The sequence below is a fragment of the Streptosporangium pseudovulgare genome (assembly GCF_014648055.1).
Lineage (GTDB): Bacteria > Actinomycetota > Actinomycetes > Streptosporangiales > Streptosporangiaceae > Streptosporangium > Streptosporangium pseudovulgare.
Genome location: NZ_BMQJ01000019.1, coordinates 1 through 12,551 on the forward strand (window position 1 = coordinate 1; position 12,551 = coordinate 12,551).

12 protein-coding genes are annotated in these 12,551 nt (G+C 71.4%); 1 reads left to right on the top strand and 11 read right to left on the bottom strand.

All coding sequences use genetic code 11. The annotated features are described in order from the left end of the window. Nucleotides 1–50 precede the first annotated feature (50 nt). From IEZ10_RS30470 to IEZ10_RS30480, 3 genes are all read right to left on the bottom strand, one after another. Entirely contained in the window at nucleotides 51–2,042 is a 1,992-nt protein-coding gene (locus IEZ10_RS30470) for an amino acid adenylation domain-containing protein (RefSeq protein WP_189249976.1), read from the bottom strand. After that, on the bottom strand, nucleotides 2,039–3,367 hold the full coding sequence (locus IEZ10_RS30475) for an SWIM zinc finger family protein (RefSeq protein ID WP_189249977.1): 1,329 nt from the start codon (nucleotides 3,365–3,367) through the stop codon (nucleotides 2,039–2,041). Before IEZ10_RS30475 ends, IEZ10_RS30470 begins: the two co-directional genes overlap by 4 nt. A gap of 256 nt (nucleotides 3,368–3,623) precedes the next feature. Then, on the bottom strand, nucleotides 3,624–3,989 hold the full coding sequence (locus IEZ10_RS30480; protein WP_179822306.1) for a DUF5997 family protein: 366 nt from the start codon (nucleotides 3,987–3,989) through the stop codon (nucleotides 3,624–3,626). Nucleotides 3,990–4,043: 54 nt separating this feature from the next. On the opposite strand from IEZ10_RS30480, the gene IEZ10_RS30485 reads away from it, so the two are divergent. After that, nucleotides 4,044–4,757 (top strand): LysR family substrate-binding domain-containing protein, encoded by a 714-nt coding sequence (locus IEZ10_RS30485; RefSeq protein ID WP_229811804.1) that lies wholly within the window; start codon nucleotides 4,044–4,046, stop codon nucleotides 4,755–4,757. A gap of 94 nt (nucleotides 4,758–4,851) precedes the next feature. Here IEZ10_RS30485 and IEZ10_RS30490 read toward each other — a convergent pair whose 3' ends face one another. The 8 genes from IEZ10_RS30490 to IEZ10_RS30525 form a co-directional block, all read right to left on the bottom strand. Continuing rightward, on the bottom strand, nucleotides 4,852–5,538 hold the full coding sequence (locus IEZ10_RS30490) for a hypothetical protein (RefSeq protein WP_189249978.1): 687 nt from the start codon (nucleotides 5,536–5,538) through the stop codon (nucleotides 4,852–4,854). 265 nt (nucleotides 5,539–5,803) lie between these two features. Then, complete coding sequence (locus IEZ10_RS30495) at nucleotides 5,804–7,042, bottom strand: hypothetical protein (RefSeq protein ID WP_189249979.1); 1,239 nt, start codon at nucleotides 7,040–7,042, stop codon at nucleotides 5,804–5,806. Continuing rightward, complete coding sequence (locus IEZ10_RS30500) at nucleotides 7,039–8,094, bottom strand: TOMM precursor leader peptide-binding protein (RefSeq protein WP_189249980.1); 1,056 nt, start codon at nucleotides 8,092–8,094, stop codon at nucleotides 7,039–7,041. Before IEZ10_RS30500 ends, IEZ10_RS30495 begins: the two co-directional genes overlap by 4 nt. 115 nt (nucleotides 8,095–8,209) lie before the next feature. After that, a complete protein-coding gene (locus tag IEZ10_RS30505) occupies nucleotides 8,210–8,401 on the bottom strand; it encodes a hypothetical protein (protein ID WP_189249981.1) in 192 nt (63 codons plus the stop codon). Further along, complete coding sequence (locus IEZ10_RS40120) at nucleotides 8,398–9,315, bottom strand: D-alanyl-D-alanine carboxypeptidase family protein (protein ID WP_189249982.1); 918 nt, start codon at nucleotides 9,313–9,315, stop codon at nucleotides 8,398–8,400. Before IEZ10_RS40120 ends, IEZ10_RS30505 begins: the two co-directional genes overlap by 4 nt. A gap of 81 nt (nucleotides 9,316–9,396) precedes the next feature. Next, complete coding sequence (locus tag IEZ10_RS30515; protein ID WP_189249983.1) at nucleotides 9,397–10,665, bottom strand: sensor histidine kinase; 1,269 nt, start codon at nucleotides 10,663–10,665, stop codon at nucleotides 9,397–9,399. Then, nucleotides 10,662–11,360 carry a two-component system response regulator CseB gene (cseB, locus tag IEZ10_RS30520; protein ID WP_189249984.1) on the bottom strand — a complete coding sequence of 233 codons (699 nt, stop codon included), beginning with the start codon at nucleotides 11,358–11,360 and terminating at the stop codon, nucleotides 10,662–10,664. The genes IEZ10_RS30515 and cseB overlap by 4 nt, the downstream gene beginning before the upstream one ends. Before the next feature lie 15 nt (nucleotides 11,361–11,375). Next, entirely contained in the window at nucleotides 11,376–12,551 is a 1,176-nt protein-coding gene (locus IEZ10_RS30525; protein ID WP_189249985.1) for an ABC transporter permease, read from the bottom strand.

Sequence of the window (12,551 nt, forward strand, 5' to 3'; positions counted from 1 at the left end):
GGTCGAGCACGAGATCCCTGATCGCGGTACGGACGTCGTCAGAGGTCATGTCATGACGCGGCCCCGGTGAGCTGGGCGTGAAGGCGCCTGCACTCGTGGACGAAGCGGATCGTCCGGCGGCTGCCCGCGAACTCGGCGACGACCGGAATCTCCCCGCGCGCGCCGGTCCAGCGGGCAACGTCGGCGGCGAAGGCGACGAGTTCGGTGTGGGTCACGGTGATCCGCCGCCCCTCGCCCGGCAGCATCCCGGGCAGCAGGGCGCGCAGGATGCGCCACACCTCGGTGGGCGAGCCGTACAGGTGGATCCGGCCCTTGACGAAGGGGATCCGCTGGTCGCCCTCGTGGGCCACCGCCCCGCCGGGGCCGTCGTCGCTGTTCCAGGTGATGAAGAAGGCGCGCAGCGGGGCGTCGTCGTCGAGGTAGCGGCCAGGCCGGTAGAAGCCGCCCACCATGATCCGCCGGGGCCCCGGCTCAGGGTCGGGGTCCCCGCCACGGGTGAGGGCGCGTACTCCCACGGAGTGGTTCGCGCTGTCCCAGAACTTCTCCGGTTCGATCGGCGGCACCTCCGACACGCTCCCGGGGGTGACGAGCTCGGCGGACAGCGCCGACTGCCAGTCGTCGGGGTCGAGGCGCACGTCCCTGGACCGCCAGTGACCCCGGTCCCGTTCGACGTGGGGCTTGAGCCTGCGGCGCAGTCCCGCCCGGTCGTCGGCGATCCCGGCGACGAAGGCCGCCAGCCAGCGCTCCTGGCCGATCCACCGCTCATGGTGGTCAGGGAAGATCGACGGTTCGGGGAACCGCCGTGCCTCCGGCGGCTCGGGCAGCGGCGGGAACTCCTTCCGCTCCAGCAGTTCCTCAACCGGGGTCTCCCCGCCGAAGCGCTCGGCCAGCTTCGCGCCCAGGTCGGCGGGGAGGTGGCGGACGGCGTCGAGGATCGCCTCGGTGTGGTCGGCGAACAGGCCGGCGTATTTCAGGGTCAGCTCGGTCGCGCGGTTGCGCACGTCGAAGGACTTGTGCGCGTACGCCGTGGTCAGCGCGGTCACGAAATCGACGGCCGTCTCGGGCGTGGCCCGGATCGCCTGGTCGAGCCAGCGCAGGCCGGTGGCGGCGAGCTTGGCCTCGTCCCGGAAGGTGAGCGCGTCGACCGCCTCGACCAGGTCGGCGTGGTCGAGCGGCATCGCCCCGCGCACCTGCCCGGCGGCCAGCTCGGCGACCGTGCCCGGAGCCGACGGCAACAGCCGCAGGTAGTCGCGCAGGCGGGGCGCGGACTCCGCGGGCGTGGGATCGAGGAGCATGTGCAACCGGACGAAGAACCGCAGGTCCTGCGCCTCGCCACCGCGCAGGAAACGGCTCACGCAACCGTCGAGCACCCGCTCCCTGGGCAGCTCGCGGGCGGCGGCGGCCAGCCAGCGGGTCGGCCGGGGCTCCAGCCGCTCGTCACGGAGGGCGCGGCCCGCGCCGTCGGCGTCGAAGACACGAGGCAGCAGCACGGGGGTCAGCGGGTCGTCGGCCACGCTCGGCGCGGCCAGCCAGGCGGCCACCAGCGGGTCGTGGTCGGGCGGCGCGGCGCCGGACTCACGCAGCAGCGCCACGGCCAGCGGCGCGATGCGGTCGGCGGGACGGCGCACCCGCCGGGCCAGCCGGACCGCGACGTCACGACGCCACTCCCGGGGGCGGGCGGCCGCCACCCGGCACACCTGGGCGACGTCGGGGTCCTCGGCCCAGCGGCGGTTGACGTCGCGGCCGGTCATCCACGTCACGGCGGCCGCCGGACCGGTGATGACGCCGACACCGGTCAGCAGCAGCGCGCCGGCCAACTCGTCGAGCAGGTCACCGACCTCCCAGGAGGCCATCTCCTCGAAGTCGTCGGGATGACGGGCGCGCACCCGCTCGGTGCGGGCACGGCGCAGCTCCTTGACGAGGCCGGGCAGCCGCCCGCTCAGCTCGGCGCGCTCCTCCTCGGTGAGCGTGACCAGCCGATCGGCCAGGCGGTGGACCTGGTTGCGAGCGACCAGGTCGCAGATCTCCGTCCAGAGGGTCATCGGGAGGTCTCCACGGCGGCGCGGGCGACGATCCGGGCGGCCAGCACGTGTTTGCACGGCCCCCGGGAGCCGCGATGGTCCCACCACCACTCGCAGGTGCAGGATCCGTCGGCCAGCGAGACCCGGCGCGCGCCGCCCGAGGTGTGGACGGTGGCCGACTCGCCTTCGAGGCGTACGGCGCCCGCGTCGACGAGTTTGCGCGCCTTGGCCAGCCGCGGGTTGAGCAGGATCACGTTGTCCTTGTCATAGGGCAGCTCACGGTGGAAGTGGGCGGCCTCCGACAGGTCGTAGCCGACCCGGCCGGCGACGCCGAGCTGTGTCAGCGCGGCCCGCACCCGGGCGGCGGGCATGCCCGCGCGGTCGGCCAGCAGGCCGATCTCGACCTCGGGCTCGAAGTTGAGCAGCATGCCCACCACGTCGGCGTCGTTCTCGGCCTCGTCGGTGGCCAGGTCGTCGAGCACCGCGCCCTCGCCGGAGAAACCGCGCCAGCGCTCGGGCGAGAGGGTGAGCGTGTAGCGCATGCCCGGCAGCTCCAGCTCCCAGGCGCTGGATGAGGCGTCGGCCGGGCCGTACACCCGGAGGGACTTCGCGAAGCGCAGCAGCGGCAGGAGGGTGCCGAGCCGGTTGGGGCCGGCGAGCTGGACCGAGTCCGGAACCTGGCGGTCGAAGACCTTCAGCTCCCGCCCCGCCTGCGCCACCCACACCGTGCCCTTTCTGGGCAGCCCGCGCAGGAACCGTACCGCCGCCATTCCGGCCAGCTCACCGCGCTGGTCCATGCCCGAGGCGATGACCTGTACCTCGGCGAAGCCGCGTAGCCAGCGCTCGGGCAACGGCACCTTCTTCTCCACCACCGCGCCGTCCATCGTGGTCACGACCAGCTCGTCGAGGCCCACTCCCAGGTGCAACGGGTCACGCGCGCCGATGCGCGCCAGCGCCTCCCGGAGCGGCGCGTTCACGTCGACGTTGGTGGTGCCCCGGTCGAACACCTCGCCGTCGAGCGCGCCGTTCAGCAGATCAAGCCGGGCGTACACGCCGCCGCAGGCCGAGAACGACTCGAACCGCAACCGGTCTCCGTTGCACGTCACCACCGGGTCGCGCACCCAGCCGGGCCGCGCCTGCGGCTGATGGTAGCGGGCCAGCGCCACATCGGCGACGCCGAGCAGGGCCGCCGCGGCGGGGGCCGCCTGGGTCACCACGCCGCTGAAGAACCGGGGGGCCACGGCCGGGCCGGACAGGGCCCGCCCACCGGAGGTCGCCAATCCGAGACGGCCGTCGACGAGGGAGGAGGGCGCGGCGTACGTGTACGCCTGCGTCGCTGAAGTCATGGCCGGGACGTTAGATCGACCCACCGACAAATCGGCGCCGTCTTCTGCATTCCCCGTGTGGGTGCGAGATGTTCTGCGACGAACACCGACCGCACCGGACTCGGCCGCTCATGCGCCGGGCCGCGCCGGAAAGACTCAACGGCCGGCCCGAACGGCGGCGGGCCGAATCATGCGCCGGGCCGCGCCGGAAAGACTCAACGGCCGGCCCGAAGGGCGGCGGGCCGAACCGGGCCGGACCGCCGCTTCCAGCGGCCGGCTAGCGCTGCTTGAGGCGCTGCGCCTCCTTGCGCACCTCGGCCTGAACCGACCGTTCGCGCTGCAGCCACTCGGGGTTCTCCGCCTTGATGGCGTCGATCTCGGCGGTGGTGAGCGGCCCGGTGATGCCGCCCCTGGCCAGGCCCGAGTTGGAGACGCCCAGCTTCACGGCGACGACCTGCCTGGGGTGCGGCCCGTTGCGCCGCAGATCGGCCAGCCACGCCGGCGGATCGGCCTGCAGCGCGTTCAGCTCATCCCTGGAGACGACCCCCTCCTGGAACTCGGCGGGAGTGGCCGAGAGGAGCACACCCAGCTTCTTGGCCGCGGTCGCGGGCTTCATCGTCTGAGTGGTCTTGAGCTTGGTCATGATGTCAAGGGTATGGCGTGAAGCCGCTTCCCCTGACACCGGTACCGTGAGGAGGTGACTGACAGGGAGTTCCGGCTGGCTTACGTGCCCGGGGTGACGCCCGCCAAATGGGCGGGTGTCTGGGCCGAGCGTGTGCCCGACGTGCCACTCACCCTGGTCCCCGTCGCCGCCGCCGAGGCGGTGACGTCCCTGCGCGACGGCGGCGCCGACGCCGGGCTCGTGCGGCTGCCCGTGGACCGCGAAGGGCTCAGCGTGATTCCTCTCTACGTCGAGACCACGGTGGTCGTGGTTCCGAAGGATCACCTGGTGACCGCCGCCGACGAGGTGACCGTCGCCGATCTCGCCGACGAAGAGGTGCTCCATCCGATGGACGACACCCTTGGGTGGGCGGCCCTGCCCGGACTGCCGGCTTTCACGCGCCCGGACACGACGGCGGAGGCGATCGAGCTGGTGGCGGCGGGGGCCGGGCTGCTGCTGGTCCCGCAGTCGCTGGCGCGCCTGTACCACCGCAAAGATCTGACCTACCGGCCGGTCGTGGAGACGCCGCAGTCGCAGATCGCGCTGGCCTGGCCCACGGAGGCGACGACCGAGCTGGTGGAGGACTTCATCGGCATCGTCCGCGGGCGTACGGTGAACAGCTCGCGGGGCCGTACCCCCGCGTCCGCCCCGGAGAAGGCGCGGAAGCAGCCGCGGAGTCCCGCTCCGGACCGGTCGGGCCGCCGGGGCGCGCAAACCGGCCGGGGCAGGAAAGGCCACCGTCCCCGCTGAACCGTGTACCGCTTCACAAGCGAACCGCGGCTCTGGGACGGATCATCGGTGGCGTCCGCGGAGCTCGGCGCGAGTGCGGCGATCAGCAGCGTGGTCAGGGCATGGAGGCGTTCGACGGCGGCAGATAGGGGAGGAAGTGGTCGGCCACGATGTCCGCCACGGCCTCCGCGTCGTCGAGCCCGTCAACCTCAAGGACGCGTATGCCCAGGTGACGAGCGGAGCGGACGGCCTCGTCGGCGACGAGGCGGTCTCGGGCGAGTCGGTTGCGCCGTGCTCGGTCAGGGTCGCTGACCGCGTGATCGACGGCGGCGGCACGGGGCAGTTCGCGGAGCTGGCGCTCACGGAACTCCTCGGTCGGCACCATCACGATCATTCGACGGGGTGAGTCGATGATGGGGGCGACCAGTTCGGGACGCAGCCCCCAGCCTTCGGCGATGACGGGTCGCCCCGACACCAGGCCGCGCAGGTCGTCCAAGGCCCACTCGAACCGCGTGGGGAAGCCGGCCAGGGTCTCGTGGGCCATCTCCTGAGGGCTGGTGTTCACCCAGACGCTGTCCGGGTCGGGGTCCGCGGTGGGCTCGCCGAGTCGCACTCGGCGTGCGATCCGACGGTCATTGTGCGCACGCGCGTCGTGATGGTCGTAGTGGTACGCGGTCAGCCCGTATCGGGTGGCCAGCAGCCTGGCGACGGTGGATTTGCCGGCCCACTGACCACCTCCGATCCACAGGGCGCCGTGCAAGGTGCCGAACGGATCCCAGATCTCACCACCTGTGGTGTTCACGGTCACAGCCTGACAGTTGTACAAGCCGAAGAACCAGTCTTGTTCCGCCTGCCCGGCCGGAAGATGATCGTAGAGAGGGGAGGCGGCACATCCTCCGCTCGTAACCCGTCGAACACCTCCGGCACCGTGGCATCTCCTGCCCCTCAAGGGCCCACCTGCGATCCGCCGGTTTCTCTCCAGGCGCAGGTCAGAGAGGATGACAAGATCCTCGGCACCCACACCACCCCGGCCGTCCCCTTGAGCGAACGCCCGCGCGCTGACCCGGTTACGACCTCGACCGGCGCGTACGGATGAACGTCACCAGGAACAGCACCTGGATGCCGCCCTCGACCAGGACGAGCAGCGCGGCGTCGAGCGCGGCGAGGACGGGGCCGCCGTGGAATCCGTCCCAGACGGCTGTGAGCGCGTGGGCCAGTCCGGTGATGACGATCGGGGCGCCGTAGAGGGCGAAGACCGTCAACGTGACGGAACTGCCCAGCGCGAGGGCGACGGCGTAGATCCTGACGGCGCGCCGCTCGTGCGGGTCCAGGTCGCCGGTGGGGTCGGTCACCGGTGAGCCCGGCTTCCTGAACAGAGCGACCGCCCTGTCGAACAGATACCGGACGTAGCGGAGCCCGTCGCCGAACAGATCCTTGCACCGGAGCAGGTCGCGGAGCACGAAGTAGAGGTCGGTCCGCATGTAGATCTGAGCCTGGAGGGGCAGGCACAGCAGCGTGGTCAGCATGAAGGCCCGGAGCAGCGCCTGGGCCGGGCCGGGCAGCGGCAGGTACGCGACGGCCAGCACCATCGTCGCGATGAGGAAGACGTCGGAGGCCATTCCGGCCAGGTACACGCGGTACCGGCGCCGCCGGGGAACCCCCCAGATGGCGGTGACGTCGGTCTGCACGACGAGGTAGTGCAGCCTGGTGCCGAACGCGATCCTCGCGGGCGCGCCCAGCGAACGCGCCGCCAGCAGGTGCATCATCTCGTGCACGCTCGCGACGACGGAGAAGAAGGCCGTGTTGACCAGCACCGAGAGCCCGGTGTACCCGCTCCAGAAGAAGTCCTGGTGCCGGGGGAACAGGCCGGGCCTGGTGAGGACGGTCAGCGCCGCGGCCGCGACGACGGCGAGCCAGAAGAGCTTCATGGGCCTGGCGAAGAGCCAGCGGACGTGCCGCTCGGTGATGCCCATGAAGTGGCCGTTCACCGGCTCGGACGCCGGGCCGGGCAGCGGGATCCCGTCGATCTCGGTCACGAAGGCGAGGTCGGCGAGGGATTCCACGAAGTCGGCCACGTCCAGCTCGACGTCGTGCTCGGCGGCGACGGCGGCTTCGACGTCGGCGACCGGACGCCCCTCGCCGAGCAGCCGGATCACGTCTCCGCACACCGCGGGCAGCTCGACGAACTCGCCGAGGTCCGGGCGGCCGACGATGATCGCGTCCGGGTCGTCGTCGTCGGGACGGACGACGAGCTGGTGGAAGCGTACGACGCTGTCCGTGCCGACCTCGATCGCCGGGGCGCTCACCGAGCCGTCGGCCCGCAGAGCGGGCAGTCGTCGTCACGCGGGACGTCGATGTAGTACTGGTGGTCCCAGACGGCCAGATTCCAGTGAAAGACCCTGCCGCGGGTCTGCGCCGGCAGGCCGCCGAGCTGGTACAGCACCTCCAGCGCGCACAGGTGGCCGCTGATGTTCGCGCTGGCCGCGACCACCGCGTTCGGCCGCGGCTCGGCGAGCAGCCGCCCGAGCTCCTTCTCCTTGCGCGCCTCCTCCCGCCGGTCCAGGCAGGCCCAGCAGCCGGTCTCACCCGGTACGAACGAGCCCACGACGACCATCGGCCCGGTGTACAGGCTCATGAACCACGGGGTGCCGGTTCGCAGGGCCGCCTCGTTGGTCCACTGGACTATCTCCGGATGCGGTTCGTCGGCGCACAGGACGAACAGGTCGCAGCCGGTCATCAGCTCCACGACGTCATCGGGGCCGGTCACCTTGGTGTTGCTCCCGGTCACCAGGACCGCGCCGTTCATCGCCCGGAGCCGCTCGATCGCCTGGTCGACCTTGGGCTTGCCCACGTCTGACTCGGCGTACAGGAGCTGGCGGGTCAGGTTCGACTCTTCGACACTGTCGAAATCGGCGATCCGCAGTGCCCCGATGCCGCTCGACACCAGCCCCGCCGCGACGGCCGATCCGGTACCGCCCACGCCGAGCAGGCTCACCCTGGCGTCCTTGATCTTGGACTGGACCTCGTGCGGTGACGTACGCGGCGACGTGTCGATCCAGCTGAAGAAGTGGCGTGCCGATTCGTGCCGGGCGACCTCCCGCTCGGTGAGGTTCGCCGGCACGGGCGCTTCGGCGTCCTCGACGAAGCCGCTCTCGACCAGGTCGGCGATGACGCCGCGCACACTCTCGTCGTCCACGCCGGGATGGGTCTTCGCGAAGTCGGCGCAGATCTCGTCGACGGTGCGGGTGCCGTCCATCAGGGCCACGATCGTGGCGATGCTGCCGTCCTCGTCGTCGGCTATCTCCGAGGCCACCCCGAACTGGGACAGTCCGATGACGATGCGATTTCCCGGCAACACGAACGGCTGGTGAACGCGTTTCACCCTGGGCAGAGGCACTCGGCCGCCCTCCCCTTCACACGGTAAAAAGCAGAACCGGTCGGACGACAGCCGACCGGTTCTGTGTGTCGGTGGATCAGCCGCTCTGTCCGCCGCGGTTGATGGTGGTCTCGATCTTCTCGAGCTTCCTGATCTTGACTTCGAGCTTCTTCTTCATCGACATCTCCTCGCTCCCGATCTCAAGCCGGGGAGACTCCCCGAGAATGGCCGGCGAAGGGCACCCGAACCAACGTGAGTTCCGCTCACCGCCTCTGCCAGCCAAGATCATTGCATTTGTGAAGCGCGGCGGTCAATGCCCGGCTCCGGCACGAGAGCTGCTCGCCTGAGCAGCCACTGCTCGACAGCCGCGCTCATCTTCCCGCCCGCCTCCAGCGCCGCCGCCTTGGCGGCGACCGGGTTGGTGCCCGCCGCCTGGCCGAGGATCACCCCGAGCACCAGGCGGCCCCGCACGCGGGAGGCCCACATCAGGTTGCCGCCCGCGGCGGTGCCGGAGCCGGTCTTGATGCCGATGACGTCGTGCCTGTTCAGCAGCGTGTTGGTGTTGGGCAGCTTTCTCGCGTCGCCGGGGACGGCGGTGTCCGCCTGCGCCACCACCTCGCGGAAGACCGGGTCGCGCATCGCCTCCTCGGCCAGCTTGAGCTGGTCGGCCGCGGTGCTGACGGTGCTGTCCTCGTTGCCGCTGGCACCCGTGTACCTGGTGTCGGACATGCCCAGACGGCGGGCGGTGGCGTTCATCCGCTCGACGAAGCGCTCCTGCGAACCCGCGTCCCAGCGGGCCAGGAGGCGGGCCACGTTGTTCCCCGACGGGACCATCATCAGCTCCAGCATGCGGCGCAGCGGTATTCGCCGGCCCTCCCTGACCGGGACGGTGGACTCCTGCGGCATGTAGGACTCGTCGGCGGCTGTGCGGTCCACCTTGATCAGCGGGCCGTCGTCGCCCGGCCGGAGCGGGTGGCGGCGCAGGATCACGTAGGCGGTCATGACCTTCGTCACGCTGGCGATGGGCACCGGGTTCGGCTCGCCGCTGACGCCCAGGCCGCCCATGCCCTCCACCTCGACCGCCGCCTGGCCCTCGGACGGCCACGGCAGGGGCATGCCGGAAACGGCGCCGGAGACGGGCGGTACCGCTCCACAGCCGAACAGGGCGCTCGCCAGCAGGAGGAACACCAAAGAACGTCGCATATCGGACACAGTGGGCCACCCATGTGTCCGTCCGGCCGTGGCCGTGTCTCCACCCGCGCTTGGTTGAGCATCACCTGCGTATCAGCCCGATGGCTGACGGGGGAGGCGGAGGGCGGCGACGGCTCCGTCGGGGGCGTTGGCCAGGGTCAGATCGGCGCCTATGACATGGGCCTGCCCCAGCGCGATCGTCAGCCCGAGGCCATGGCCGCGGCCACGTTCGGCGGCACCCGTGCGGAAGCGTTTCGGGCCGTCGGCGAGGAGCTCCGGAGGGAAGCCCGGCCCTCGGTCGCGGACCTCGATCACGTGGTCCCGGACCGTGATCTCCACGGGGGGCGCACCGTGGCGGTGGGCGTTGAGCACGAGGTTGGCGAGGATCCGGTCCAGACGGCGCGGGTCCGTCTCGGCCACCGGATTCCCCGAAGCCAGCACCCGCACCTCGACCCCCACCCGGGCCGCGGACTCCTCGGCCAACTCGGCCAGCGGCACCCGTACCCGTTCGGCGACCTCGGCGCCCGCGTCGAGCCTGGAGACCTCCAGCAGGTCCTCCACCAGCGAGCGCAGCACCCGCACCTGGCCGCGTACCAGATCGGTCGTCTCGCCCTCCTCCAGCAGTTCGACCACGGCGACCAGGCCCATCAGCGGGGTGCGCAGGTCATGGGCGACATCGGCGGTGAACCGCTGTTCGGCCAGCAGCCGGTGCTGCAGGCTCGCCGCCATGGAGTCCACGGCGGCGGAGATGTCGGCGATCTCGTCACGCCCGCCCCAGCGCGCCAGGCTGCCGCCCCGACGCGGGGGAGCCGGGGCGACGCGGGCGTCCAGGTCGCCGTTCGCGATCCTGCGGGCGGTGCGGGCGACCCGCCGCAGCCGCCGGTTGGCCGGCTCGGCCAGGAACACCGAGATCGGCACCACCACGACGAGCGCGGTCAGCGCGGCCCGGACCATGGCCCGGTCGAGGGCACGCAGCCGGATCATGTCGGACCCCACCTCCATCGTGGAGGTGGCCACGAGTCCTCCGTCCACCCGTTGCGCCGCCCACATCCACGGCTGGTCGGGCCTCCGGTCGTCGTACCAGGTGGCGGGCGACTCCACGGCCAGCCGTTCGCGTAGGGGCGAGGGCAGCTCATCCGGTCTCTTGATCGATTCGGTCCACGGGGCAGGCCCCTCGGGGGGAGTGCCCGCGCGGTACTCCTTGGCGACCATCGCGGCCCACTCCAGCGCCCGGTCTTCACCCTGCCGTATCGTGCGCTCAAGCGTCGTGCGGTGGACCAGGACCCCGACCACGGCCGCGACCGCGCAGCAGGCCAGTGTGATCAGCGCCGCCACCTTCCACCGCAGCGAGCCCACCATCATGACGTGCGCAACTTGTAGCCGAACCCGCGCACCGTCTCGATCCGGTCCGTGCCGATCTTCTTGCGCAGCCGCTGCACGCAGAGGTCGACGACGCGGCTGTCGCCGTCCCAGCCGTAGTCCCAGACGGTGCGCAGCAGCGTGGCACGTTCCAGCACGATGCCGGGGTGGGCGGCGAACTCCAGCAGCAGCCGCAGCTCGGTCGGGGTCAGCTCGACGCGTTGCCCGGCCCGCCGTACCTCCAGCGCGCCGGTGTCGATGCTCAGCTCGCCGAAGTCCAGTACGGCGAACGCGACGGCCTGCCCCGCCGTGGGTTCGGCGGGCACCGGCCGGGCGAAGGCGGCCCTGCGCAGCAGTGACCGGATCCTGGCCACCAGCACCGACAGGTCGACCGGTTTGACCACGTAGTCGTCGGCGCCGCCCTCCAGTCCTGCGACGACGTCCAGTCCGTCACCGCGGGCCGACATCATGAGGATCGGCACCTGACTGGTCTCCCGGATCCTGCGGCACAGGCTGATGCCGTCCAGGCCGGGCAGCATCACATCCAGCAGCAGGAGGTCGTGGCCGCCCGCCTGGGCCGCCTCCAGGCCGCTCAGCCCGTCAGCGGCGGTGGCGGTTCGGAAGCCGTAGCGTTCCAGGGCCAGGCTGACCGACGCGCGAATCACCGCGTCGTCCTCGACGAGCAGCAGAGATGTCATGAAAATGCACCATATCTACCGAAGTGCGTTGACAGGTTCCATGCGAGCGGCACGCAGGGCCGGGTACAGACCCGCGAGCAGCCCGACGACGGCACCGGCGGCAGGCGCCATGACGGCCAGCCGTACATCCAGGACCGGGGTCCACTGCTTGGCGGCGCAGACCGCGACGACCACGACGATCCCCACGGAAGCGCCGACGATGCCGCCGGTCAGCCCGGTGAGGGTGGACTCCAGCAGGAACTGTGCGGCGATGTGGCGGCGGGCGGCGCCCAGGGCGCGGCGCAGGCCGATCTCGGCGATGCGCTCCATCACGGTCACCAGGGTGACATTGGCGATGCCGACCGCGCCGACGACCAGGGAGACCAGCCCGAGGATCAGGAAGAGGGCGTTGACGTCGCCCTCCACCGCATCGCGCGCCCTGGTGGGGCTGGACGGCGAGATGACCTGGAGGAGGGCCTCGTTGCCGGGGCTGAGCGCGGCCGGCGCCTGCTCGGCGATCAGTTCGGCGGCGCCGAGGCCGGTGTTGACCAGGACCCGGGTCACGGTGCTCAGGCCGTAGCGCCTGCCGACGGCCGGCGGCAGCATGACGGCGCTCGCAAGGCTCTTTTCGCGTTTCAGGTCATCGAGCACACCGATGACGGTGTACGCCTGGGTCCCGATGAAGACGGCCGGAGCCCGTTCCAGCCGGGTGATGCCCAGCATGTCGGCCGCGTGCCGGCCCAGCACGACGACCTTGTCCCCGCGGGCGATGTGCCCGGCGTCGAAGTAACGGCCCTCGACCATCCTGCCTTTGACCGCGGCCGGCAGACCGGGGCCGCTGGCGACCACCGTGAGAGTCTGGTCGGTGACCCGGGTGGGGTCCACCATGTCGTTGGAACGGACGCTGAGGTTGGCGCTCTGGTCCGACTCGGCGAGGGCGGCGGCGGAGACCACCCCGCGCAGCCGGGTCACCCGGCCGACATCGGCCCAGTCGACCAAGGGGAACGGGTTCTCCGGGACTTCGACCGTGACGGAGGTGGCGGTCAGCTCGTCGAAACGGCCGACGATCTGGTTGCCCGCCGTCGCGGCGACGCCCAGGGTGACCACGAGGGTGGTGATGCCCAGCACGGTGCCCAGCGTGGTCAGCACCGAGCGCACCGGACGGGCCAGCAGGCCCGCCATGGCCTCGTTCAGCAGGTCGCGCGGGTGCAC

Bases quoted from the DNA above. Each gene is read 5' to 3' on its own strand.
- IEZ10_RS30470 (WP_189249976.1), bottom strand. From the start codon at position 2,042: ATGACCCTCTGGACGGAGATCTGCGACCTGGTCGCTCGCAACCAGGTC.
- IEZ10_RS30475 (WP_189249977.1), bottom strand. From the start codon at position 3,367: ATGACTTCAGCGACGCAGGCGTACACGTACGCCGCGCCCTCCTCCCTC.
- IEZ10_RS30480 (WP_179822306.1), bottom strand. From the start codon at position 3,989: ATGACCAAGCTCAAGACCACTCAGACGATGAAGCCCGCGACCGCGGCC.
- IEZ10_RS30505 (WP_189249981.1), bottom strand. From the start codon at position 8,401: ATGATCTTGGCTGGCAGAGGCGGTGAGCGGAACTCACGTTGGTTCGGG.
- IEZ10_RS40120 (WP_189249982.1), bottom strand. From the start codon at position 9,315: ATGCGACGTTCTTTGGTGTTCCTCCTGCTGGCGAGCGCCCTGTTCGGC.
- IEZ10_RS30515 (WP_189249983.1), bottom strand. From the start codon at position 10,665: ATGATGGTGGGCTCGCTGCGGTGGAAGGTGGCGGCGCTGATCACACTG.
- cseB (WP_189249984.1), bottom strand. From the start codon at position 11,360: ATGACATCTCTGCTGCTCGTCGAGGACGACGCGGTGATTCGCGCGTCG.